23 protein-coding genes are annotated in these 26260 nt (G+C 35.0%); 7 read left to right on the top strand and 16 right to left on the bottom strand.

The genetic code is table 11. The features are described from left to right. Positions 1-6: 6 nt before the first annotated feature. The 4 genes from ABR854_RS07630 to ABR854_RS07615 are packed head-to-tail and all read left to right on the top strand — an operon-like array spanning position 7 to position 7554. A complete protein-coding gene (locus ABR854_RS07630) occupies positions 7-1803 on the top strand; it encodes a tetratricopeptide repeat-containing sensor histidine kinase (protein ID WP_350264807.1) in 1797 nt (598 codons plus the stop codon). A gap of 3 nt (positions 1804-1806) precedes the next feature. Beyond that, entirely contained in the window at positions 1807-3717 is a 1911-nt protein-coding gene (locus ABR854_RS07625; RefSeq protein ID WP_350264806.1) for a sensor histidine kinase, read from the top strand. 3 nt (positions 3718-3720) lie between these two features. Next, the gene (locus tag ABR854_RS07620; protein ID WP_350264805.1) at positions 3721-5625 is read left to right on the top strand and encodes a sensor histidine kinase; all 1905 of its coding nucleotides are present in this window, start codon (positions 3721-3723) and stop codon (positions 5623-5625) included. 3 nt (positions 5626-5628) lie between these two features. After that, positions 5629-7554, top strand: a complete 1926-nt coding sequence (locus ABR854_RS07615; RefSeq protein WP_350264804.1) for a sensor histidine kinase — start codon at positions 5629-5631, stop codon at positions 7552-7554. Here ABR854_RS07615 and ABR854_RS07610 read toward each other — a convergent pair. Beyond that, a complete protein-coding gene (locus ABR854_RS07610; protein WP_350264803.1) occupies positions 7551-8192 on the bottom strand; it encodes a response regulator in 642 nt (213 codons plus the stop codon). The genes ABR854_RS07615 and ABR854_RS07610 overlap by 4 nt on opposite strands. Positions 8193-8339: 147 nt before the next feature. Next, entirely contained in the window at positions 8340-10901 is a 2562-nt protein-coding gene (locus ABR854_RS07605; protein WP_350264801.1) for a zinc-dependent metalloprotease, read from the bottom strand. A gap of 254 nt (positions 10902-11155) precedes the next feature. On the opposite strand from ABR854_RS07605, the gene ABR854_RS07600 reads away from it, so the two are divergent. From ABR854_RS07600 to ABR854_RS07590, 3 genes are all read left to right on the top strand, one after another. Next, entirely contained in the window at positions 11156-11680 is a 525-nt protein-coding gene (locus tag ABR854_RS07600; RefSeq protein ID WP_350264800.1) for an RNA polymerase sigma factor, read from the top strand. Positions 11681-11725: 45 nt separating this feature from the next. Continuing rightward, positions 11726-12637: a HEAT repeat domain-containing protein gene (locus tag ABR854_RS07595; protein ID WP_350264799.1), complete on the top strand. Its 912-nt coding sequence runs from the start codon at positions 11726-11728 to the stop codon at positions 12635-12637. A 65-nt stretch (positions 12638-12702) separates the two neighbouring features. Then, positions 12703-13680, top strand: coding sequence for a DUF4097 family beta strand repeat-containing protein (locus tag ABR854_RS07590; RefSeq protein ID WP_350264798.1), 978 nt, complete (start codon positions 12703-12705; stop codon positions 13678-13680). Positions 13681-13742: 62 nt separating this feature from the next. On the opposite strand, the gene ABR854_RS07585 is transcribed toward ABR854_RS07590, so the two are convergent. The 14 genes from ABR854_RS07585 to ABR854_RS07520 form a co-directional block, all read right to left on the bottom strand. After that, positions 13743-14312, bottom strand: a complete 570-nt coding sequence (locus tag ABR854_RS07585; protein ID WP_350264797.1) for a MarC family protein — start codon at positions 14310-14312, stop codon at positions 13743-13745. Then, positions 14309-15343, bottom strand: coding sequence for an aminotransferase class V-fold PLP-dependent enzyme (locus tag ABR854_RS07580; RefSeq protein WP_350264796.1), 1035 nt, complete (start codon positions 15341-15343; stop codon positions 14309-14311). Before ABR854_RS07580 ends, ABR854_RS07585 begins: the two co-directional genes overlap by 4 nt. A gap of 152 nt (positions 15344-15495) precedes the next feature. Further along, positions 15496-16275, bottom strand: a complete 780-nt coding sequence (gene cdaA / locus ABR854_RS07575; protein ID WP_350264795.1) for a diadenylate cyclase CdaA — start codon at positions 16273-16275, stop codon at positions 15496-15498. Continuing rightward, positions 16250-16696: a GNAT family N-acetyltransferase gene (locus tag ABR854_RS07570; protein WP_350264794.1), complete on the bottom strand. Its 447-nt coding sequence runs from the start codon at positions 16694-16696 to the stop codon at positions 16250-16252. Before ABR854_RS07570 ends, cdaA begins: the two co-directional genes overlap by 26 nt. Before the next feature lie 126 nt (positions 16697-16822). Beyond that, complete coding sequence (locus ABR854_RS07565) at positions 16823-17227, bottom strand: iron chaperone (protein WP_350264792.1); 405 nt, start codon at positions 17225-17227, stop codon at positions 16823-16825. 5 nt (positions 17228-17232) lie between these two features. Beyond that, complete coding sequence (locus ABR854_RS07560; protein WP_350264791.1) at positions 17233-18351, bottom strand: lactonase family protein; 1119 nt, start codon at positions 18349-18351, stop codon at positions 17233-17235. A 70-nt stretch (positions 18352-18421) separates the two neighbouring features. Next, positions 18422-19387, bottom strand: a complete 966-nt coding sequence (locus ABR854_RS07555; RefSeq protein ID WP_350264790.1) for a YitT family protein — start codon at positions 19385-19387, stop codon at positions 18422-18424. Between the two features lie 18 nt (positions 19388-19405). Next, complete coding sequence (locus tag ABR854_RS07550) at positions 19406-20002, bottom strand: HPP family protein (RefSeq protein WP_350264789.1); 597 nt, start codon at positions 20000-20002, stop codon at positions 19406-19408. A gap of 78 nt (positions 20003-20080) precedes the next feature. Beyond that, positions 20081-21061, bottom strand: a complete 981-nt coding sequence (locus ABR854_RS07545; protein WP_350264787.1) for a Kelch repeat-containing protein — start codon at positions 21059-21061, stop codon at positions 20081-20083. Between the two features lie 117 nt (positions 21062-21178). Further along, positions 21179-21763 (bottom strand): YdeI/OmpD-associated family protein, encoded by a 585-nt coding sequence (locus tag ABR854_RS07540; RefSeq protein WP_350264786.1) that lies wholly within the window; start codon positions 21761-21763, stop codon positions 21179-21181. 6 nt (positions 21764-21769) lie between these two features. After that, on the bottom strand, positions 21770-22528 hold the full coding sequence (gene bla, locus ABR854_RS07535; protein WP_350264785.1) for a subclass B1 metallo-beta-lactamase: 759 nt from the start codon (positions 22526-22528) through the stop codon (positions 21770-21772). Positions 22529-22679: 151 nt separating this feature from the next. Then, complete coding sequence (locus tag ABR854_RS07530; protein ID WP_350264784.1) at positions 22680-23357, bottom strand: hypothetical protein; 678 nt, start codon at positions 23355-23357, stop codon at positions 22680-22682. 361 nt (positions 23358-23718) lie between these two features. Continuing rightward, positions 23719-25503: a hypothetical protein gene (locus ABR854_RS07525; protein ID WP_350264782.1), complete on the bottom strand. Its 1785-nt coding sequence runs from the start codon at positions 25501-25503 to the stop codon at positions 23719-23721. Beyond that, positions 25503-26186, bottom strand: a complete 684-nt coding sequence (locus ABR854_RS07520; RefSeq protein WP_350264781.1) for a type II restriction-modification system restriction endonuclease — start codon at positions 26184-26186, stop codon at positions 25503-25505. Before ABR854_RS07520 ends, ABR854_RS07525 begins: the two co-directional genes overlap by 1 nt. Between the last annotated feature and the right edge of the window lie 74 nt (positions 26187-26260).

The raw sequence follows: 26260 nt of genomic DNA, 5'->3' as shown, positions 1-26260 counted from the left end.
AGATATATGAAGATTTTCTGGCTTAGTTTGTGTTTAGTTTTATGGACTGGAGAAACGAGAGGACAACAAGTAGATAGTTTAAAGAATGAGTTAGCGTTGCTAAAAGAACGCCCCGTCTCTTATGTACGTGATACTACGTTGGTAAACACGCTTAATTCGTACGCAAAAGCACTAATCAACGATGACCCATTTGAGGGAATCAAGGTTTCACAGGATGCCCTTAAATTGGCAGAACGTATTGGCTGGGTAAAGGGAATCTTGAAATCTTATCAATCGCTTGCTTCGATTCAGAATATTTCTAACCGACATTATGAGGCCGTGCAAACTGCACTTAGGGGTTTACAATTAGCCCAAAAAAGTAAGAATGCCTATTTTGAAGTAGTTTTCTTGCGTTCGTTAGCTAATAATTATGATATGCTTGATAATTACCAGAAAGCCATTCCGTATTATCAGGAATGTCTAAAAAAATCAGCCAAAGTACCCAATACTGATTTTATTCGGGCCAATGTTTTGATTGAATTGGGAGATGCTTATCGGTTTCATCTACATAAGCCAGCTTTGGCTAAGCAGTTGATAGTAGAAGCAGTTGAAATTTGTAAGAAAAAACTACCGAGTGCTTTAGGTTACGCCTATGATTATTTGGGTGAAGCCTTGACTGACTTAAAGGAATACGAAGCAGCCGAAAAAACTTTTAAACTTTCGAGAATTGAACTCGAAAAAAGTAAAAAATATTATTTGATTCCTGAATTGCTATTTCATACCGCACAATTGTACCTCAATCAAGGTAAATATACCGAAGCAAAGGCTTTCGCTGCTGAAGGTGTAAGATTGAGTCAAAAGCAAGCCACAATATATGGTGAAAGCGAAGCAAATAAAATTCTCTACTTAACTCACAAGGCCACTAATCAGCCTACTGAAGCTCTGGCGTATTATGAACGATATACCATCTTGAGAGATTCATTGACCGAAGTAAACATTAATCATAGGTTTGAGCAGGCACAGTCCGAATACAAAGATTATAAACATAAACTCGAAATTGAAAAACTTCAAGCTGCACAACGAAAAGAAGAACTCCAAAAACAACAACTGGTAAATTATTTTTTGATTGGGTTATTAGTATTGGCAAGTATTGTAGGTGTTCTTATTTTTAGGAGCAACAGAACCCTACGCAAAAAAAATGCAGAAATTTCGGAGGCTTTATTAAAAGGGCAAGCTATTGAACGTAAACGTGTTGCGGCTGATTTACACGATAGTTTGGGTTCTACTATGTCATCGCTTATTTGGACGCTCGACTCCATCAATACACAAAAACTGCCGCAGCAAGAATTAGAAATTTATGCAACACTCAAAAAGATGCTAACAAATGCTTATAATGAAGTCCGTTTGCTTTCGCACAATCTACTCCCTGAAGAACTCGAAAAACAAGGACTTTCAGCTGCTTTAAAATATTTTATCAGAAAAATTAATCAAAATTCAAGCATCAGATTTAACTTACATATAGATGAGACGCTGGATAAATTAGATAAAAAGGTAGAATTTGAACTATACAGCATTTGCCTCGAATTGGTCAATAATATCATCAAGCATTCAAAAGCAACCGAAGCAAAGCTTCGACTACACTCAGCTACCAATGGCAAAATTCAACTTATCATCGAGGATAATGGAATTGGTATTTTTGAAAATAATTCTGATGGCAAAGGTATGAAAAATGTACGAGCAAGAGTTGAGTCGTTGAATGGAACATGGAATTTGGTATCTACTGAAAATATGGGTACAAATTCACAGATAACTATACCTATTTAGAAAATGAGAAATCTATCAATAATAACCTTGCTTCTACTACTTAATTTGTGTGTTTATGCTCAAAAAGAGGTTTTTCGTATAGATAGTTTGCCCAAAGAAGGTATTTTACTAAACAAAGGCTGGAAATTTCATGCAGGAGATAACCCTGATTTTGCCAAACCTGACTTTGATGATAGCAAATGGGAGAGTATTGACCCTTCACAAGATGTTATGGATTTGGAACAGTTCAAAACAACGAATATTGGATGGCTTAGGTTAACGATTCAAATTGATTCTTCGCTCTTTGGACAAACTTTTGCTCTTTCAGTAAGACAAGTTGGAAGCTCTCAAATTTACAACAATGGCAAATTAGTTTGTCAAATCGGACAATTTAGCTCTAAGGTGCATCCGTCAAAAGGTTATGACCCATCAGGATACCCTTACAGATTCATATTCGGCAATAAAATAACTCAAACACTATCAATAAAATTTGAGAAACCGAATCTATTACTTATAAAACATTTGGGGTTTGATAATAATTGTTTGCAATTAAAGTTAATTCAAATTGAAGAAACCTTAAATTTAGTAAATTCCAATAATCGACGTAGTTTAGCAGGCTTTGCATTCGATTATTTTAAGTCAGGATTATTCCTAATTATTGCTTTTCTTCACTTTTGGCTTTTTGGTGCAGACAAAAAAAATATCAATAACCTTATCTTAGGTTTTTGGGCTTTTGCAAAAGTATTTTTATTTCTTTTTACTAACTTCTCATTTTACCCAATAGAAATAATTACGAGAAATTTAATATCTATACTTACTGTTATTTTCATACCAATATTGTCAATTTTACATTGCTACGCATTATACAGTACTTTTTCTTTAAAAATTGATGCTTATTTTAAACTACTAATAATTTTAACCTTTGTTAGTATTGCAAGTATCTTTCTATCTTATGATTTTGGCTGGGCTATGGGGGCAATTATAACTCCCTATTTAACATCTCTATTAATATTTTTAATTTCTTGGCAGTCATTTAAAAAAGGAGATAAAGGAGCATTGGTAATAGCAATTAGCGAATTAACCTATGCTGTATGTTCAACGTGGGCTATATTAAATTCAAGACTCATCATTATAAATTATCCAGAAGTAATAAATGATATAATTTACAATTTGGGAATTATTTTTTCCCCTATTGCCATTGTTTATTATTTTGCCTACTACTATAATATTAACAGAAAAAAATTACAACACAAGCTTGTAGAGGTACAACAATTATCGTTTGAAAAACAACAAGCCCTTCAACGTCAAAACGCCGAACTCCAAGCCGCCCTCCTTCAAGGCCAAACTATCGAACGTAAACGAGTAGCAGCCGATTTGCATGATAATCTGGGAAGTACTTTATCGGCACTTTGGTTAAGTGTTGATATGATTGATAAATCGAAGATGAGTGAAGAAGAATCCGCCATTCATCAAAATCTAAGACAAAACCTCGAAAAAGCCTATAATGATGTGCGTTTGCTTTCGCACAATCTACTTCCCGAAGAACTCGAAAAACAAGGACTTTCGGCAGCTTTGCACTATTTTGTAAGAAAAATCAATCAGAATTCAAGCATCAAATTCAATTTACAGATTGATGAAACCTTGGCTAAATTAGATAAAAAAGTAGAATTTGAGCTATACAGCATTTGCCTCGAATTGGTCAATAATATCATCAAGCACTCAAAAGCAACCGAAGCAACGCTTCGACTACACACAGCTACCAGTGGCAAAGTTCAACTTACCATTGAAGATAACGGAATTGGTATTTTTGAAAATAATTCTGATGGCAAAGGAATGAAGAATGTTCGAGCAAGGGTAGAATCATTGAATGGGTTTTGGAATTTGGTAACTAATGAAAATATTGGTACGAAATCACAGATAACTATACCTATTTAGAAAATGAGAAATCTATCAATAATTGCCTTGCTTCTACTACTTAATTTGTGCGTTTACGCTCAAAAAGAAGTATTTCGTATAGATAGCATACCACAGGAAGGTATTTTGCTCAATAAAGGCTGGAAATTCCATGCAGGAGATAACCTCGATTTTGCAAAACTTGACTTTGATGATAATAAATGGGAGATTATTGACCCAACGAAAGATGTGATGGATTTGAAGCAATTAAAAGCAACTCCAATTATTTGGTTGAGGCTTAAAGTATTACCAAATGTCGTGCTTAATGATAAACTTTTCGCTCTTATTATAAAGCAGACTGGAGCCAGTGAAATTTATCTGAATGGAAGATTAATACATAAATTCGGTTATCTATCAAAAAATAGAACAGAAATAAAAGGTTATGACCCCATGGGCGAACAGATTTCTCTTCCACTAATTATAAAACAGCAGAATTGTATTGCAGTTCGGTTTTCATATCCCGATATTTTTTTAGTTTCTGATTTAAACTTTCCTAATCCAGTCTTTAAATCAATTATCAATTATGTTGAAAATGCTGCTATTTCGAGCGATAAGATTAATAGTTTATCATTAAGAGCTCATAATTCTGGTCATATTAAAACAGGAATTTTTCTTTTCATTGCAGTATTCCACCTTTTATTATTTTTTCAATATAGGTACAAAAAAGCTAATTTATTTTTTGGAATCTATACATTTCTTACTGCTTATACGCTATTTTCTTCTAATATTACCTATTTTATCAATGATTTAAATTATCGTAATCTTCTAACAGTTACCCACCTTTTGGTTAGCCCAATCGCTGATTTATGTGTGTTTATTGCCTTGTATTTTTTATTGGAATTGAAGAGAAATAAGTTTTTCTATTTCGTTGTAATCTGTTTTTTGATTACTGTTCCGACTATGATTTACCCCTATAAAACAGGGCAGTTATTCGGCTTCGTATTAACCAAACTCTTTTTATGTTTTTATATCCCTTTTATTTCATTTAGAGCCTATCGAAATGGTAAGAAAGAAGCTATCAGTATTACAATTGCGGCATTATTGTTTTTTGTTGGAATGACCGTTTATGTATCGATTAGAGATGCGATAGATAAGCATTGGATAATTCAAGAGATTGCTTTCGATACAGCATTATTGGCTGTCCCGATGGCAATATCATACATATTAGCTACCGATTATAAGAGGAATTATTTGCAACTTTCCGATAATCTTACTGAATTTCAACGCCTTGCCCAAGAAAAACAAGAATTTCTTCAACGTCAAAACACCGAACTTCAAGCCGCTCTCCTTCAAGGACAAACCATCGAACGTAAGCGTGTAGCAGCCGATTTGCATGATAATCTGGGAAGTACTTTATCGGCACTTTGGTTGAGTGTTGATATGATTGATAAATCGAAGATGAGTGAAGAAGAGTCCGCCATTCATCAAAATCTACGCCAAAATCTCGAAAAAGCTTATAATGATGTGCGTTTGCTTTCGCATAATTTACTTCCCGAAGAACTTGAAAAACAAGGACTTACCGCCGCTTTGCACTATTTTGTAAGAAAAATCAATCAGAATTCAAGCATCAAATTCAATTTACAGATTGATGAAACGTTGGGCAAATTAGATAAAAAAGTAGAGTTTGAGTTATACAGTATTTGCCTCGAATTGGTCAATAATATCATCAAGCACTCAAAAGCAACCGAGGCAAAGCTTCGACTACACTCCGCTGCTAATGGCAAAGTTCAACTCACTGTCGAAGATAACGGCATCGGTATTTTTGAAAATAATTCTGATGGCAAAGGAATGAAAAATGTACGAGCAAGAGTAGAGTCTTTGAATGGAACATGGGAGTTGATATCTAATGAAAATATTGGTACAAATTCACAGATAACTATACCTATTTAGATAATGAGAAAACTAATAATATTTAGCTTGCTGATACTACTTGATTTGTGCGTTTATGCTCAAAAAGAAGTTTTTCGTTTAGATGGTTTGCCCAAAGAAGGTATTTTGCTCAATAAAGGCTGGAAATTTCATGCAGGCGATAACCCTGATTTTGCCAAACCTGATTTTGATGATAGTAAGTGGGAGAGTATTGACCCGACCCAAGATGTAATGGATTTACCCCAGGTAAAAAAAGCAAAAATTGGATATTTTAGATTAAGTTTTAGCATTGATTCCTCATTAGTAAATAAAGCCCTTGCACTTGGAATTGACCAATCCTTAGCATCAGAAATTTATCTCAATAATGCTCTGATTCATAAGATAGGAGTAGTGAGTCAAGAAAAAGAAAAAGAGCAAATTCGATTGCCCAATGGCCAGCTTTTTAGTATTGTTTTTAAAAATGCTGGAATTCAAACAATTTGTGTTCGATTTTCATTTGTTAATCCTCCCATTTTATTAAAACACAAACCCAAAAAATATAATGCTTTTAAAGCACAACTGGTTGTTTTAGATACAACCATTGAAAGTTTTGCGAAGAATAAAAATAATTACGCCTTGCTTGATTATTTGAAGGTCGGATTATTCCTTTTTTTGTTCTTAATCCATTTTTTCTTTTTTATTTCTTATCCGAAACAAAAATCAAACCTCTACATTAGTCTTTATGCACTTTGTAATGTTATTATTTATCACCTTGAAAACCTCGTCAGTAACTTGCCTCTTTCGGCTAAAGCAACGTATATTGAGACAAGTTGGATAATTATTCTATCGACATTTATTGCGATATTGACTTTCCTTATTATTTATGATTTTTTAAAACTACCCAAAAAAAACATGTTTTGGATAGGCATTGTTATCTTTTTATTGGCTTATCCGATTTGCTGTTATAATCCTAATTTTGGTATATTTTATTTTAATTTAGTACTTGCTGGGTTTCTTGCTATTGAATCAATCAGATTATCAATAAAAACAATCGGAAGTGGAAAAACTGCGGCTTGGTATATTTTTGCAGGTTATATACTTTATATCGTGTTTTTGGTTGTGTGGTATCTAATTGCATTTCATGTATTACCGTATTCAGAGTTCGGAATTTCGCTTTTTGCGAATTTGTGTTTGACAAGCGTTCCTATTTGTTTTTCACTCATGTTGGCAAGTGAATACACCCGAACCACCAAGAGTTTAGCCCAAAAGTTAAATGAGGTAGAGAACCTCTCTAAAGAAAAACAGCACATTCTTAAAATACAAAACGAAACTCTTGAAAAACAAAATACCGAACTCCAAGCCGCCCTCCTTCAAGGCCAAACTATCGAACGCAAACGAGTAGCGGCCGATTTGCACGATAATTTAGGCAGTACATTATCAGCACTTTGGCTGAGTGTAGATATGATTGATAAATCAAAAATGAGTGAAGAAGAATCCGCCATTCATCAAAATCTAAGACAAAACCTCGAAAAAGCCTATAATGACGTTCGATTGCTTTCGCACAATCTACTCCCCGAAGAACTCGAAAAACAAGGACTTTCAGCCGCTTTGCATTATTTTATCAGAAAAATTAATCAAAATTCAAGCATAAAATTCAATTTACTGATAGATGATACATTGGGTAAATTAGATAAAAAAGTAGAGTTTGAGCTATACAGCATTTGCCTCGAATTGGTCAATAATATCATCAAGCACTCAAAAGCAACCGAAGCAATGCTTCGACTACACTCAGCTACCAATGACAAAATTCAACTTATCATTGAGGATAATGGAATTGGTATTTTTGAAAAAAATTCTGATGGCAAAGGAATGAAGAATGTTCGAGCCAGAGTTGAGTCTTTGAATGGAACGTGGAATTTGCAAAATATTGAAAATAAGGGGGTTAGAAGTGAGGTTTTGATACCTGTCTAATCCACCAACCCATGCTTAATTGCAAATTTTACCATTCCGATAGCACTTTTTACGTTGAGTTTTTTCATTAAATTTGCTCGATGAGTTTCAACGGTAGAAACAGAAATAAACAACATTTCAGCAATTTCAGCTGTTGATTTTTCAAGTGTAATCAATCTTAAAATTTCAATTTCTCTACTTGTCAGGTGTTCAATCGTCTCGGGGCGAGCATTATTATAATCATCTTCGGCAGTTGCTGCCAATTCATCAATTACGGCCTCGCTATAATACTTTTTGCCCGACATTAATTTTTCAATGGCTTTTTCAATCTCGTCTTTGCCCGTTTTTTTTAGAATGTAGCCATGAACTCCCGCTTTCAATGCCTCACGTATATGTTGGGCATCTTCAGCCATCGTTAGTAATAGAATCTTTACAGAGGGATTCGTTTTACGTAGTTGTAAGGTTAGGTCAATTCCGCTCAAATGCGGCATGTGTAAGTCCGAAATTATTACATCAACTTCTTGTGTTTCAAGGAATTTTAAAACGTTACGGCTATCACTAATCGCTCCTACAACTTCAATGTTTTCAATAGATTTTAATAATAAACGCAGGCTATCGAGCAAAACTTGATGGTCATCAATTAATAGAACTTTGGTCATGTTGATTTACAGCTATTTGATTACTCAAAAATAGAGCAAAGACTCATTAAATAAAATATTATTTTATTTAATGGTAGTTGAGATTTCAATGAAACAAAAAAAGAGCGAGACAAACGCCTCGCTCTTTAATCATAAAAACTGTGTTTATTATTTATTTGGATTCAATGCTGTGTCAATTCTTTGCAATACATCTTGTAAGTGATATTTGCTCATTTTGTCGGTCGTCAACGGCAATGCCGCTTTGATTTCCCCCTTCAAGGCTTCCAAATGAGCTCTGGCAATTGATGGTAAATCAGTTTTCTTCAAATCAACCATTCGAGTTTCAAAACCATACGTTGCTCCTTGTGGAATAAATGAAACTGCGGTCATACCTGGCGTAAGTAATGATGTTACTTTCTCAACAAAAACTTTTTGCAAGTTGCGACGATAAATGTCAATTACTTTTTTAGATTTTAGTTCAGACCAAATACTTCCACGTAAATCGGTCATTAACTCATCTAAATTATAATTAGCTGCACTTGCTGAACCGGTTTCCATCAATCTTACGGCACGGTCACCTGCCAAAATGTTATTCAAGGTAGATTCTTGAATAGCTTTTACTGCCTCAACACCGGTTTCTGGGTTAATTTTACTCAAAATATTTTTGTCGAGCATCCAAGTTGGTGTTTCAAAAACTTGACGATTTAAGAATGCAACGGCCTCTTTCTGTGTAGCTCTTGGAACAACTTCAAAAACCGAACCTTCCATGTCGTAAGTTTTAGGTGTATCATAAATGCCACCGATATTTTTGGTTACGTGACCAATATAACGACGGTATTGACCAGTAACATTTGCATATAATTCAGCCAATTCTTTGTAAGATTCGCCATTTTCTTTGCTCCATTCTGGTAAGTTTGGTAAAATTCTCTGTAAGTTTTTGATACCATAATCAGATGCTTTCATGGCGTTATCGCTCAAATCTTCAGTCTGATAACGAGGGTCGAAAGGACTAACTTCTGTACCAAAACGTTTACGTGGGTCTTTTACCGCTTCTTTTGTCAATTCATTCAAGATTGATTTTTCTTCTTTAGCACTTTTTGCATCTGGGAAATATTTGTAAGCCCACTGAATCGCCCAAATATCATAATCTCCGATACGTGGGAAGAAATCCGTCACGCCATCTTCTGGTTGAGCTACGTAGTTGAAACGAGCATAATCCATGATAGATGAAGTGTGTCCGTTTTTGGCAACCCATTCTTTATCACGTAATTTCTCAACTGGCGTTGCCGAACTCGCACCCATGTTGTGGCGTAAGCCGATTGTGTGTCCAACTTCGTGCGATGAAACAAAACGAATCAATTGTCCCATCAATTCATCATCAAAGTTTTTCTTTCTTGAGCGTGGGTCTGAAGCCGCAGTTTGGATCAAATACCAGTTACGTAATAAACGCATTACATTATGATACCAACCGATATGACTTTCTAAAATCTCTCCACTGCGTGGGTCATGTACATTCGGTCCGTAAGCATTCTGAATATCAGCCGCAAAATATCTAATGGCCGAGAAACGAGCATCTTCTAAGCTCATGCTGTCTTTTGGGTTCATGTATTCGCCACGAATTGCATTTTTCCAACCAGCTTTTTCAAACGCTACTTGCCAGTCGTCAACACCTGCTTTGAGGTATTTTTGCCATTTTTGTGGCGTTGCTGGGTCGATATAATAAATAATTGGTTTTTTAGGCTCAATCAATTCACCTCGTTTTTGGCGTTCGGCGTCTTCTGGTGTTTTGGGCTCAAGTTTCCATCTTACCGCAAAAACTTCAGTATCAGATTTTTGTGATTCTTCGCCAAAGCTTGAATATTGATTCGCAAAATATCCAACACGTGGGTCGAAATATCGCTTACGCATTGGCGTTTTTGGCAAAATGATCATTGAAGTATTAAACTCCATCGTCACTACACCTGCATCACGAGATGCTGGTAAATAACCACCAATTTGAGGGATTGGAGCTAAAGAAACCGAAGGTGGAACAACACTGAAAGTTTTGGTTGTACGAATTTCAGTATTGATTGGATACGAACGAATATGTTGAATAAACGAACGGTCGGCCTGAATTGCCGCAATCTTCAATAATTGTTTATTAACTGGGTCGAGTGAGAAAACTTGATTATCTCCTTTGAAGAAATCAGTTACTTCAATCACTGCCGAAGTATCTTTTCTGAGTGCTTTAATATCAAAAACCCCAATAATTGGGTCAGCACTCGAATTCTGTACTGATTGGAAAATGGGTTTTGTACTATCTGGACTTGCAATCACGAAGGTAATCGAACGCAAGAAAAGTTTATTTTCGGGTCCTTTTTCCCATCTAACAACTTGACGATTTACTTCTTCTCCTCCAAAAATACCACCACCAGCGGCAGTTTTTGAGTAGCGTGTTACAGTCATGATGTCACGTCCAATCAAAGTATCGCCTACTTCAAAAAAATACTTTTCGTCGATTTTGTGAACAGTCATTAAGCCTTTTGAAGTGATGGCTTTTGATGTAATAACTTCTTTGTAAGGTTTTGGGCCAGTTTTTGGAGCTTCGGCTGGTTTTGCAGGGGGAGTGGCTGGAGTTGCCACTGGAGTTTTAGCTTCTTCAGGCTTTTTGTCGTCTTTTTTCTGTGCGAATGTAGAGACCGAAACACAGATTGCCAACGAACTTAAAAAAGTAATTTTTAATAAATTCATAAATTTGATTTGAATAGTTTGTAAGGTATAATTTCGTAAAACTAATGAAAAACAATAAATTTTATAACAATGAATTGATGAACGGAAATTCTTACAAGACAATTGCGGTATTTTTATCGAAGTTAATAACAACACAAAAGGCTTATTGTTAAATTTAGCATAGAAATAATTTTTTATTTTTTTTACAAGCTTTTGTAACCTTTCACATTTTTCTGAGTAAGCATTATCAGAAACAATCAAAACGATAGATTTTTATGACCGATGAAACGGCCATGTTGTGTGTCTTTAATGGTGAGCTTGACAAAGCGGCGATATTGTATGAGCGATACAAACGACCACTCTTGAATTTCTTTCTACGCTTCGGTGTAGAGTGGGAGACAAGCCACGACCTTACGCAACAAACTTTCTATCGGATGATTCATTATCGACATTCGTATCGAGAAGGGCATGAGTTTAGAACTTGGATTTATCGGATAGCTCGAAATTTATTTCACGACCATCTGAAAGATAATCATCTAAAAATGAGTGAGTTAAATGATAATCACGATTTAGAAGAAGAAGAAACTTTCGACGACCAAAATCATCAATTAATAAGAATAGCATTACAAAAACTACCCGACGAATATAGAGAAGTTTTACACCTTAGTAGATTTGAGGACATGAAATACGAGCAAATTGCCGAAATGCTCAATGTATCGGTTTCGGTTGTGAAAGTAAGAGTACACAGAGCCATCAAAAAATTAAGAGAAGTTTATTTGTCCTTAGATGTAGATGTATAAATGTGTAACGAAATTTAATTTCGTTTTTAAATTTTGTAAAATGAAATGAAAAATAAAATAGAAGAATTATTGGCTGATTTTCTGGAAAATAATCTTTCTGCCAAGAAAAAGCAGGAGTTTGAAGATTTATTTGCCGAAAATGAAAGTTTTAAAACTGAGTTTGAAGAATCGAAAGATATTTTCTTTGCTATTAATAAAGGAACTGAAAAGAATTTTGATGCCTCAAAAGACAAGAGTTTCTATGATTTTCTTTCGGCAGAAAAAGAGAGACTATCAGAAAAGCCACAAGCAAAAGTTGTTCGTTTCTACGAACGAACTTATTTTAAATATGCTGCCAGTGTAGCAGGTTTGGCTTTAGCATTTTGGTTTGGTCGAAAAACAATTGATAATCAGGTAACTACAAGTATTTTAGCTGATAACGACACACCAAAAGTGATTGAAAAAGTTGTAGAAGTACCAGTTGTGCGAGTCGATACGATTTATGTGGCAACCAAGCAACTTGCTTCGACCAAACAGCCAAATGTAATGAATGAGATTGGTACTTTGAAAAAAGAAATTCAAGAAACCAAAGATTTATTAATTCTGTCGATGCTCAAAAAAGAGTCTCCTTCTGAGCGGATTCAGGCCGTTAATTATAGTTATGATTTGCAACAACCTGATGAGCAAGTGCTAAAAGCTCTTATTTATACCCTTGATTATGACCGAAACGTTAATGTACGAATTGCAGCGGCCGACGCAATCGGACGGTTCGGAAGTAATGCTAATGTGCGTGATGCACTCGTTAAGTCGTTGTTGAAACAACAAGAACCAACTTTACAGATTTCGATTATTGACATTCTTACTAAGTTTAACGAACGCCGTGCTTTACCTGCTCTTCGCCTGCTGGCCGAAGATGGAGGAACATCAGATTTTGTTCGCCAGAAAGCAGAAGAAAGTACAAGAGTGTTGAGTTTGTAAGTTGTTGATTATTAGTTTACTAATGTTAAATTTTATTCAAAAAAGACTTTAAAAAAATAAAAATTATGAAAAACTATTTAAATATTTCAATTTTCATGCTGCTTTCGGTTAGTGTTTTTGCACAAAATAAGCAGAATTCGTTTAAGCAAAGTTTCAGCGGAGCTGATAAAAGAGTTGTGATTTTGAGTGCCAGCAGCAATTTGACTATTGAGGGTATTACAGGTACTGAAGTAATTGTAGAATCGGATAAACAAGAAAAAGAGTTTCCGGAAGAAGCTCAAGGACTAAAAATTGTTACACCAGGTGGTGCTGTTGATAATACTGGTATTGGAGCAAACGTACAAATGGAAGGAAATACCCTTAAAATTAAACTTCCTAAGAGTAAATATTATGGAAATTTCGTGGTGAAAGTTCCAAAGGATTTGAATGTAAGCATCAAAGAAAATGGGAATTCTTACGGGAAATGGTTCATTTCGGGTATGAAAGGTGAAGTGGAAGCAGAAACATCGTATTCGACATTGAATATTAAAAACGTGAGTGGCCCGATAGTAGCTCGTGGTGGATACGGTAAAATGTATATCGAATACGACCAATTAAATCAAAGCCGACCTAATTCAATTACGGCCAGTGGTGCAGTTGATATTACCTTACCCGCTGATACCAAAGCAAACTTAAAAGTACAAGCAACGTATGCTGATTTCTTTACGGATTTTGATATTACCCCAACAAAATATGAAGAAGTAAACGATAAAGTTGAAAAAGGAGAAAAAGCAGAAAAAATAGCTAAAATTGAAGCTGTTTCTCCAACTGGGCAACAAGCAAAAACAATAAAAGGAACAGGTAATGTATATGCTGTTGAAGGATTTTCTACTACTCAAAAATCAGTGGCTTATGCAGATGCAAGATGGGCTAATAAACAAAATTATGATACTGATTGCAATTGTTATTACACAAATGCTACCATTGGAACAATCAATGGTGGTGGTGTAAATCTAACAATCAGGTCAGACCAAGGAAATGTTTATTTAAGAAAGAAAAAATAGAAACACAAAATTATGAAAAACAAAACGGTGCCTGAGCGAAGTCGAAGGCATCGTTTTTTATGCTAAAACAAGTTAGTTTTTATCAATTTAATAGAGATAGCAATCAAAATCATTCCAAAAACTTTTCGTAAAATATCGGCACCAGTTGGCCCAAGAATTTTTTCAAGTTGCTGAGAATTTCTTAAAACGATATAAACCACAAGCAAATTTAGCATAATTCCTATAATAATATTCTCTACCTGATAGGCTGCTTTCAATGAAATAATTGTTGTCATCGTACCTGCACCTGCGATAATCGGAAATGCCAACGGCACAATTGAAGTAGCTTTGCTATTGGTGGTTTCATGTTTGAAAATGCTTCTTCCCAAAATCATTTCAAAGCCAATTAAAAACAAAATCAAAGCCCCCGCAATCGCAAAAGATTTAACATCAACGCCAAACAAACTCAAGATACTAATTCCTAAAAATAGGTACGTTATCATTAAACCGCCTGCTACCAAAGTAGCTTGTTCGGCGTGTATACTGCCCGCTTTTTTGCGTAAATCAATGATAATTGGAATTGCTCCCAAAATATCAATTACTGAAAATAAGATAATCGAAACTGAGATAATTTCTTTAAAAACGAAGTTCATTGGCGTAGTAAGGTTTTTAGTTTGTCGAATTCCCAATCTTCAATAGCTGGGAAATTAGCTATTCTGAAAGTGGTGTCTTTCCAAGCACCATAACCATTACCCAAAATTATATTATTTTCTTTAGCTTTTTGTTTCAAAACTGAAATTTCATCAACACTTCCTTTTATCGCAATGACGGTTTTAGACCTTACTTCATCATTAGTAATCAATAAATTAAGATTGGTCTCGTGGCTGATAAACGCATAAAAATCCTTTGCTCGTTCCGTTAATTGTGCATTAATCGTTTGAATATCAGGTACTTGTTGCATTACCCGCATTAATAGATAAATTCCAAGAATGTTTGGGGTGTAATGGGTTTGGAATTTCCTGAAATTATCTCTGATAAAAAGTAGGCTATTATAATGGTTACGCTCGCCGATTTCTTCGGCACGTTTGATGGCTTTTGGCGAACAAATCATAATACCCATTCCAGCAGGCAAACCGAGGCACTTTTGCACCGAAGCCAACCAAATATCGCCCGATTGCCAGTCAAGCTCGATTCCTCCCATTGATGAAGTTACATCGACTGCGATTAACGCTTCAGTGTGAAGTTTTCCGAAAAACGAATTTTCTATTTGAGTTGCATTTGAAGTTTCGTTTTGGGTAAAACACCAAACATCTGCATCGGAAATAAGGTTTTTATCAAGTATTTCTTGAAAATCAAACTTTGTTGCCGAAGAAGTTTTACCTAAACGAGAAGCATATTCAAACCATTTTTCGCCAAATGCTCCATTAAAAATGTGATGGCTGTGGTTTTTTACAAGCGATTGACTGACGATTTCCCAACATTCGGTGGCGGATGATGTAAAATAAACTTCGTAATCGCTGGGGATATTTAGCTTTTGCTTGAAGACCGAAATGCACGTTGCCAGCATTTCCATAAAAGCAGTACTGCGGTGGTTTTGGCTCAAAATACCTTCATTCATGGCATCTTGTAGATAAGTTGCCACTTGCGGATATACTTTTGATGGTCCTGGATAAAACGTAATCAAAGTTCTGAGTGCTGAGTTGAGAGTTCTGAGTTGAGAGTTCTGAGTGGGGGTAAACAGAAAACTGAAAGCTTTATTTTACAATTCACACGAGTGCCTTAGTATTTTTAACTCAGAATTCAGAACCGCACGGGCGACCTCGTCTCAACTCAGAACTATTTAAGAAAATACGCCTTCAAATCTCTTTCGAGTTCGGTTACGGAAACAGTTTTTATGTTTCCATCAATTGCCAGTGAAATTTTACCGTTTTCTTCCGAAACACAAATAGCTGCGGCGTCGGTTGCTTCCGAAATTCCGAGAGCCGCACGGTGACGAAAACCGTAATTTGATGGTAAATCATCGCTATTAGCGATTGGTAAAATACAATGTGCTGCTTTTATGCGACTGCCGTCGATAATTATTGCACCATCATTCAATAAACTGTATTGACTAAAGAGCGATAAAATTAATTTCTTTGATAAGACCGCATCCAAAGCATCACCTGATTCGGCAAACTTGCCTAAATCATCTTCTTTTTGAATAACGATGATTCCACCTGTAAACTCGCTCGACATCGTTTTTGCGGCATCAATGATGGTTTTTAGAGGGTATTTTTCTTCGGGAGTTACTTCTGTACCAAGCAAATTTGCAAAAAAATGATTGTTGGTTAGTGTAGTTGATTTACCTACTAACAATAAAAAGCGTCTGATTTCTTGCTGAAAAAGCACAATCAATGCGATTGCTCCCACACCCATAAAATATTCTAAAATGCGAGTAAGTAGTTCTAAACCAATGGCTTTTACAATCAAATAAAATAGATAAATGAGTAAATAACCTAAGAAAACCCGACTCGCAACGCTACCACGCACCAATTTATAAATATAATACAGCAGAAATGCAACGAGCAAAATATCTAAAATATCAGTCCACTTAATTTCTAAAAATCCTATTTGCATGAGAAAATTTCATTTTATATTCAAATTCGGTTTCGTAATAAATCTGAAAACCAGAATTTTCATAAAACCGTCTTGCTTTTGGGTTGTTTTTTAGTACTTGTAATTCGATTCCCTTCGATTTTCGTTGCCCGTCTTCAATTACTTTATCAAGCAGTTGGCGGCCAAAACCTTGGTTCTGAAAGTCTTTTTGAATCAGAATATTTATGATTTCAAAAGAATGATTTTTTTCTTCTATCTCCAAATAACCAATGCTTTGTTTTTCAAATTCAATAATTTGAATGTTCTCTGAGTCGAATTCTTTTCGATGAGAATCGAGTTCGGTAGCATAAACGGCATCGCTGTATTCTTTGAACGAGTTTTGCTCAATTTCGAAAGTCAAATCGGCATCGTTTTGCGTTGCTTTTCTGAGTAGAAGGTCCATTTTATCAATAACGGTTTATAAAAGAATTTTAGATAAAATGAGTTAGCTTTTATTCAGAAAATCATTTCGATACAAAATAAATACTTTTTATGTAAACTCTTTTTAAATTATGTTTTTTTGCACGTTTTAAGTCTTTTTTGTTGCTTTCTTTAACCTTTTTAGCCTTTCTTTTTCTTCATTTTCCATTACTCTCGCCAAAACTATCTTTCTAATTACCTCTACTGGAAGTGGTTTCTCAGCCGTGAAATGTATCGTTGAGCCTTCATGTTTATAGCCTATCAAATCTTGCCCAAAATGTCCACGAAGCCCCACACTCATAAAGTAGAATGAAAGATGAGTTTTATAATAGCCAAATCCAACCAATGCACCTTTGTACTTAAAAGTTGGAATCATATAGCTGATAACTTCCTCAGCATCAGGAACTAAATCAAGTATTTGCTGACGCAATTCTTCCAGAGCAATGCGTTCTTTTTCGGGTACAAATGATAGATAAGAATCAATATCTTTCACTGCAATATTTTTCTCCATCATAAATTTTAATAGGTTTTGAATTGCAAACAAGAAGGATGTAAAACTTTCGTATCATCGCTGAGTTTGGATAATAAACCAGTTTTTATATTTCTTCTAAAAACCACAATATTGTTTGAACTTTGATTCGCTACAATTACAAAGTTTCCAGTAGGGTCAAGGTTAAAATTGCGGGGAGTTTCACCATAAGTTGATTCATGACCAAGTAAAGTTAAGACACCATTTTTGGCAATTTTAAACATCGAAATTGTATTTTCTACTCGATTTGAAGCATACAAAAACTTGCCATCGGGTGAGATATGAATATCAGCACTACTATAAATATCAGCTTTTTTCTGATTTGAAATAATACTTTGAATTTTACTGAGTTCGCCATTTTTGTAGGCATAACCAACGATATTTCCACTCATTTCTTCGATGGAATAAGCAAATTTTTGATTTGGATGAAAAGCCATATGACGAGGCCCGCCGCCCGCATCTGTATTGATAGTCAATTCGTTAACTTCAATTAATGGTTTCGCTTGTTTTTCATCGAACCTAAATGTTCTGATTTTATCAGTTCCTAAATCGGGCAAATAAAGAAAATCATTTTTCGGAGAAAAATTGGCTGAGTGAACGTGTGGTTTTTCTTGACGTTCTTTATTTACACTCGTTCCCGAAAACCGAATACTTTGCACAAATGGATTTAGGCTTCCATCTCCATTTTTGGTTAAGACCGTTACATTTCCCTCTCCATAATTTCCTGAAACAACAAATTTGTTATTTTTATGTACACTCACATAGACAGGGTTTTCGCCATTGGCTGATTGTTTATTGATAAATTTCAAGCTACCATTGGCACTATTGATTGCAAAAGCACTAATGTTGCCGTGTTGAGGAAGTTTGGTTTCGGTGCAAGCATACAAAAACTTGCCATCTGGTGAAAGTGTCAGGAAAGAAGGATTTACGATATTTTCAGTATTAAAAATCAGCTTTAAATAACCATTGCTTGGGTTGAGTTCATAGACATAAATACCTTTGTCGGGTTTGCCGTCAGTGTATGTGCCGACAAACATTAAGGTTTTGTTTTGTGCAAAAACAAAGCTGATGTTTATGAAAAAAATAAATAAATAGGTCAGTTTTTTCATCTGGTTGATTGACGTAAATAATTCTCAATTTTTAATTCTCAATCGTACGAGCGACCCCGTCTTAATTAAATTAATGGTCAAGCGGGCGTTTTTTTATCATTCCACCTTTGGTATCTTTAACGCTGTTCATCACGACAAAGGCATTTGGTTCAATTTTTTCGATTTCGGTATTGAGTTTATTCAATTCTAATCTCGTAATTACAGTGTAAAGAATATCAATATTTTTAGTTTCGCCGCTTTTACCATAACCTTTTTTACCACTATAAACGGTTACACCACGCCCCATTTCATTGATAATCATTTGTCGGATTTCTTCGTTGTGTGAAGAAATAATCGTAACACCGATATATTCATCAATACCTTCTATAATAAAATCTAAGGTTTTGGAAGCAGCTAAATAGGTAATCATCGAATAAAGTGCAATTTCGACCGAAAGAAAATAAGCTGCCGTAGAAAAAATAAGGACATTGATAATAATGATAATATCTCCGATGGTTGTACCCATTTTTTTGCTGAGAAAAATAGCCAAAACCTCTGTGCCATCTATCACAGCTCCACCTCTAACCGCCAAACCAATTCCTGCTCCAAGAAAGAAGCCTCCAAAAATAGAAACCAATAGATTATCGTTGGTTACGTTAGGAAAATCAACTGTACCAACGCACAGGGCAAGTCCAGCAATGGCAAGTGCAGTTTTTAGTGCAAACACTTTTCCGAGAATTTTATAGCCCAAAAATATAAACGGAAGATTGATGCCGATAATCAAGTAATAAAGTGGAATTTTTGTCAATGCCGAAATGAGCAAAGAAATACCAGTTGCCCCGCCATCAATGAAGTGATTGGTTAGTAAGAAGCCTTTAAAGCCGAACGATGCCGAGAAAATCCCAGCCGTTATCAAGATGAAATCTTTGAGGTAGCGTCTGATTAGAATTTTAAGCTCTCGATAACCTTTAGCGAGTTTATAGTCGGAATATCTTTCTCCGCTTTTGGGTCTTTTGAGTGTTGTTCGGGTTATTATTTTTTTCCAAAGTGAATTCATAGCTACGTTTATTAATGGTTAAGTTTTTAAATCTGCTTTTCTTTTTCGCAGGAAATTGGTGAATCTTCTATCGGTTGGATATTTTCGACTGGGAGTTATGTTATTAAAAACCAACGCTACAACCAGTAAAATTAGTGTGCCAGTAAGTACGGGCGATAAAACGTACAAATACCCAAGTTGTTTTACTCTGTCAGTACCGATGATAGCAATGAGTGCCGCCGCTCCACCTGGAGGATGCAGGGTTTTGGTTAATTGCATCATTACGATTGAAAGTGAAACCGCCAACGGAGCAGTTAACCATAAAAAATTAGGCAAAGTTTTATAAATTGTAACCCCAATTATGGCCGAAATAACATGCCCACCAACCAAATTTCTCGGCTGTGCCAACGGACTCTGAACTGCTCCAAAAATCAAAACGCTCGATGCTCCAAACGAGCCTATTAGAAATATTGAGTCAATATCTGCGAGTGTTTTGCTTTGAATAAAAGCCAGAATTGCGATACCAATAAATGACCCAACGAAAGAATAAAAATGCTCTTTGGTATTGACCAGTGTTTCTCGGTAAATGACATAACGAGTCATTCTTAAACCTCGTTTAAGTTTGTTTTTTACCATTTTATTTGTTTTGTTGTACGTTATAAAGTTGTTGTGGGGCAAAAACTTCCTTATTTTATTATCGAATAATGATTAGTTTTATTTCAAAACTTCCATTTCATTGATTTCTGGACCACCACCACGATTGGCCGAACCTGCTACCGAATAAACTTTTCCACCAACGACTGCTGCACCCGTTCCGTGTCTTCCTTGTTTGAGTTTTGGAAAAGGAACCCATTGCATTTTCTTTGTATCAAAAGCTTCAACTTCGCTATGAGATGGTACTTGGGCTGGACTTTCTCCACCAATCACTAAAAGTTTATCACCAAAAGCTACTGATGAATTTCCTGCTCTTTGTGTTGGCAAATTCAGCTCTGCTGGAAGTGTTTGCCAAGTTTTTTTCTTGAAATCATATACATCGACAGCTGGTTCTGTCAAGTTTAGTACTTGATTAATACGAGCCGTTGAGCGTCGGCCACCTGCAATATATAATTTATCGTTTACAACCGCAGCACTCACATGGTCACGTAGGTGAGGAGCATCCGCCAATTTTACCCAAGTATTGGTTTTTGGGTCATATTCATCAAGCCATGCTACGTGGCCGTCCCAGTGTCCATCCAAAATGCCACAAACAGAATATATTTTGTCTTTATATACCACACAACCAGCCGAACCACGTAAACGGTCTTTTGGAATTTCGGGGCCGACTCTCCATTCGCCTTTTTCGAGATTATAAATGTAGATATTTGGAATCGGAGTTTCGTGTGGGTATTTGCCAGTCATGGCCATCATAACATAAACTTCACCATTATACGTAACGGCTTGCAGGTGATGAATTTCGAGTGGAGTTTCAACTGATTTTGTCCAAGTTTGGGTTTTGATGTCGAAAACTTCGGTGGGTTTAATGCCACGTCCGCCTAATAAAACCAATTTATTGCCTACTGCTGACATGGTATTTTCATGACGATTGATGCAGGTGTTGGTCGGAGTCATTACTTCCCAATCTTGCGATTTTGCAGTAAAAGATACTGTTCCAAGAGTAGTTAGTAAAAGGTAAGTGAAAAGAGACTTTATTTTCATTGGTTAAATTGCATTTTGAGGTTGAATGAGTAAGCAATTTAGCGAAAATATTCGTTTTTTACAGCGAAAAGAGACGATGAAAGTTTTTGTGTGGACGAGATTTTTTGGTTTTACTTTTTATTTAAACTGCTTAGGTTTAAGTTTTTGAGAAGCAAGCTCCGCAATTTCGTTGATGCGTTTTTGGCGAGTAGATTGTTGTTTGGCAAGTACTAACCACTGTAAAATAGCTTTTCTGACTGATTTACTTAAACTCATAAAGAAATCTTTTGAGCCTTCATTTGCTTGGAAGGCAGCTTCTAAGTCTTCGGGTATTGTTAATTCCTCCACCGAATCTAAGATTGTCCATGAGCCATTTTGTTTGGCTTTTTCGATGCTTTCAAAACCTGCTTGGCTCATTTTGCCTGCTGCAATCAATTTCTCAACTTTGTCTTTATTTATTTTCGACCAAACACTCGTAGCTTTGCGTCTCGTGAAAAACTGCATATATTTTTCATCGTCGATGGGGCGTGCGGTACTATCAATCCAACCAAAACAAAGAGCTTCGTCAACGGCTTCGCTCCAAGAAATTGAAGGTATTTTCGATTTCTTTTTATAATATATCAACCAAATTGATTGTTTTGAAAGGTGGTTTTCTTGTAACCATTCTCTCCAATCGGCTGTGGTACTTGGATAAAAAGTTTCTATTTCTTCTTTCTCCTGCATAAATAGTTACTGAGCTTTGAATAAATTAATGGTATAATCAAGTAATTTTTGGTCGCCATATTCTCCATGACCTGGAACAACAATGGCTACATTCGGGTAGGCGTTTTTCACTTTTTCGACGGTATTCGACCATTCTGCAAGATTGGCGTCACCCAAATAACCTTTACCTGCCTTGAGTTCTTTTACCAAACAACCACCAAACATGATTTTTTCACTCGGAAAATAGCCCACTACGTTATCTTTTGTGTGTCCTTCGCCGAAAAATTTTGCTGTGATGCTTTCTTTACCAACTTTTAGTGTAAGTAAATCTTTGAAGCCATTTTGCGGAACGGTGTATTTATTTTCTTTGGCCAATTCAATGGTTTTGAAATTAGCATAAGATGGAATATTATTATCATGAAAAGCTTTTAAACCGCCCAAGCAATCATCGTGAAAGTGCGTGGGAATAACTGCATTGATTTGACAATGAAGCGTTTCTTTTACCCATTTGATGAGTTCTTCGGCACTTTTATCGTTGGTTGGGGTGTCAAAAACTATTACTTCATTGTTATTTCTGACCAAAACTCCATTGCATGGCACATAACCAAAATCATTGGTTTGTTTGAATGAGACATGTTTAAAAGCATTGTCAGAAATTTGAGTAATGACCAAACTGCTGGTTTTATAGATTTCTTTGGGTTTGAATTTGACATTCTTTTGTGCAAAAGAATTAAGGCTCATAATTGAGAACAAGAGGAGTAATATGGTTTTAGTGATAGCTTTCATTTTTTTGATTTGTTTAAATTGCTTTTAGCTTTGAGTCTGGGTAGTTTTCGATGAACAAAACTATCAACCAGTAATTAACTTGAATAGAAGGACAAAAGTCCAAAGGTGCATTGCAGCACTACTGATGCAAAATCGGTGTGTTGCATTGTATTTATTGTTCTATAAGGCATTCCAATATTTTTTTATCTAAATTGTCAAAGTCCGTTTTGTTTATTTGCCAATTAGGATTGTCGTGATAAGCGTTTAAATGGTCTCCTGTTGACAATTGGTATATTTCAACCTTGTCAAGCTGCCTTATTCTTGAAATAAAGTCGTCCTGAACACTCTTTTTAATATTCCCTTGCGATATAACTACATAAATGAATTTTGTGTCTTCGGAGAAAGTTAAATGTTTTTGGACTTTTGTCTTGCCGTCATAATATTTTGCAACACTTTTCTTTATCAGGTTGATTTGATCATTTCGCTCTTTAGCATGGTTGTAAAGTTCTATTCTTTTATATCCAAGGTCTGTCTTAATATCAAACATACATTGAATAACATTGTCATTTGCTATTGCTAAATCGGGTCTTACTAACAAAGGTCTTTTATTGTTTTTGTTTTTCAGGTTTGTTCCACTGAACGAGAGTTGAGGGTCAATATAAACTTTTATGTTTCCTGCGTTCGTTATTTTCTCAGTGCAATAGCAACCAAAAAGGTCTTCTGTCACGGATGAAATTGAATGGCTTGTTCCACGTGTCAGTACCTGCTGATTTGTTATCGGCTGGTATAAAAAATCTCTTGCGACAATATAGGCTTGTCTAACTTTATCTATGAATTCTGTTTGTGTCATTGTCATTTTAATATTATGCACAACGGTTCATGGCTTGGCGAAGGTAGAGCTTTTGAAAACCGTCAGCCGAAGTTAAGCACAAATTTTGATATAAGATATGAATGTTCAATGACTTCCGTTTGCCCTGCTTTTGCTAAACCGATGTTATGTGGTGTTGATTCTCTACCTATCATGTTTCATCAAAAATTTTACTACCTAATTTGACAAGTCAACACCCAAATTATGATGATATTCCGTTTCATCTTGCAAATTGTCTGGCAAACTCATTATTGCGATTTAATGAATATTTTGTCATTATTCAAATGGCTGAATTCTTTTTTAAACTGTCGCTTTGTAATGGTGCGAAATTAAATGCAACGTTTTAAGCAAATAACTCAACTTGTTTATTCTTTACAGGACTCATTTCCTCTATAAACTTATTCCAAAGGCTGAGTTTTAGATTGAAATTATACACGTCATTAAGTCTTTGCAATTCTAATTCTAAATAGCTCCTATTAATAGTATTTGCTAATTCTAATAGGTCAATACGCATTAAAACATCTTTAGTAAAAGTCCTTTTTGCATCTGCAAAAGTTACGGATTGTAAAAATTTTACTGTTATTTCTGAATTGAGCAGAATTAAAGTGTAAACAGCAAATTCAATTTTATCAAAACCAAGTAGATAACAGGTGTCATCAAGCATTACTGGTTTTTCATTCTGTGGTAAAATCAGTGTAAAATGAAATGTTTTGTAAAGCCCTGAAATAGCAACTTTATATGGTTTAAAAGAATAATCGCCAACTCCAAAAATTGAAAATGCTGGTTTGTTGTTATAAATACTTGATTTTCTTGCATTAAAACTGTCTTGATGGTCTATTAAATACTGAAAAGTTTTCGGAAATTCGTGTTTGATGTACTTAGTTTCTTGACCAACTTTTTTCTGTGTTACGATTGTAAATTTTCTTGTTTGATTAATTACGGTATTTTTTAAATCAGAGCTTTTTAAAAGGCCATAAACTAAATCGTCCTCTAATTTTATTTCCTCATTTAGACCATTCACATAATATCCATCTAATGAGTCACCTCCTGACTTATCAAGCTCCATAATACTCGAACAGTCGTGTTTTAAACCTTGCCGCCAAACAAATGGACATTCACCATCAATGTTTTTAGTATGTGAATAAATGTCGATATTCGATACAAATTTGTTATCTAACCAACCAAACTGTAAAATTGGCTCTTGGGCATTATAAAAGTCATACTCTGTGCAATAATACGCTGGATTTGATTTGAATTGGCAAAATAGAAGAGATGCCTCAACCGATACATTAAATTCTTTTTTACTGTCAATACAATATTTTTCGATTTCTGAAACTGTATATTTATTTTTCTTTTGCTCAGTTAAAATATTTTTAATAACAGAGTTTTTGACTAAAAACAGTAGATTTCCTTTAATACTTTGAAAAATTTCAAGCATTTTCAACATGATAAATTCGGCAATATCAAAATTGCCTTTACCTGTCATAGCATCCAAGCCACTTTGATTTTTAAAATTAGCTTTTTTGGGTAAATTGGAAGAATTAAGACTACCTAACTTTGCATTTGTTACCCAAGGTGGATTCCCAATGACTAATATTTCTTTTTCAGAATATTGTTTGGCTATTTTTTTAAAGTCGTATTCAAAAACATCACTATGAATTATTGAAATTTGTGCTTTTTGTTCTTGTGGGTTGTTCAAATAAAATTCGATAATATTAAATTTTGTTTCCCAAACATAGGGTTTGTAAATTTCAATACCATAAATGTTCTCAATACTTGAAAAATTTGCAAGAGAAGCAATGATGAAATTGCCTTTACCGCAAGTTGGCTCAATGATGATTTGAGGGTTTGCCAACTTCTTTGATAAAAACAGAGAGACCTTTTTTGCTAAGTCTTCATTTGTTTGAAAATCTCCATATTCACTACGGTCTGGCTCATAAATAAGCTCATTTGTAAGTAAAATGTTTTCTTTTAAAGTTTCCAATTCTTCATTATTGTCAAAAAAAAGCGTGATACCAAAGGCATCAAATAGCTTTTGATTGGCAGTTTCAAATGAGTTAATATCTTTAAGAGAAAAGTTTAGATAATCTGCAACTTGATAAGTAATATTTGCTTCAAATACTTTCATTATTTGGGTTTATTGTAGCTGACAATTTTTTCGACTCCCTGAACATCATTTGTCAAGTTTACTATTCTCGTATATTGTAATCTCCATTGAAGAGCATTAGAAATGGTCAAATACCCAACTGGGATTTCTGTCGCTAAAATGATTTCGGCTATTTGTTTTAGTGTTATTTCATCGGCAGGCAGTTTTATCCCTTCCAAAAATGAAACGATATCATCACAATTAGCACCAACCTGTTTCATTTCATTTAAGATACTTGTAGTTGTAAAATCTGCTGTTCTTTCTTTTGATACGAATGAACAACTTACAAAATGGAGTATCGCAGTTTGGGATGCTGGGTCGTCTGTTTTGTCGTAAACAAATACAAGTAGGTTATAACCAAGTCCAAATATTTTTTGTTTTGCGTCTCTAAATGGGCAAGAAGATTGAGGTTGTTTTATAGAAGTAACTTTAATATCAGTTAAAATATTATCTGATGGAAGGTCAATGCCTTTCGCTGATGAACCAACAGTTACAAGATATTTATCATGGAGGTGTTTTTGAAATTTTTGCTCAATTAAAGTTCCAACAGCCTTACCATCAGTAACTCCATAAAGTTCTTTATGTTGAAACTTTGACTGTTCAACACAGAAGAGTTGTGCTTCCTCAATAAGTTTAGGTATTGTTAATTCTTCCTTAATTTCCATGTTGCAAAAGTACAAATTTATTAATCGTCAGATTTTCAAAACATTAGATTTCTTACAGAATTTGTTATGACTTA

Source organism: Emticicia sp. W12TSBA100-4 (assembly GCF_040253585.1).
Classification (GTDB): domain Bacteria; phylum Bacteroidota; class Bacteroidia; order Cytophagales; family Spirosomataceae; genus Emticicia.
Note: the sequence above shows the minus strand (reverse complement) of the source record. Positions and strands in the feature narration are given on the sequence as shown.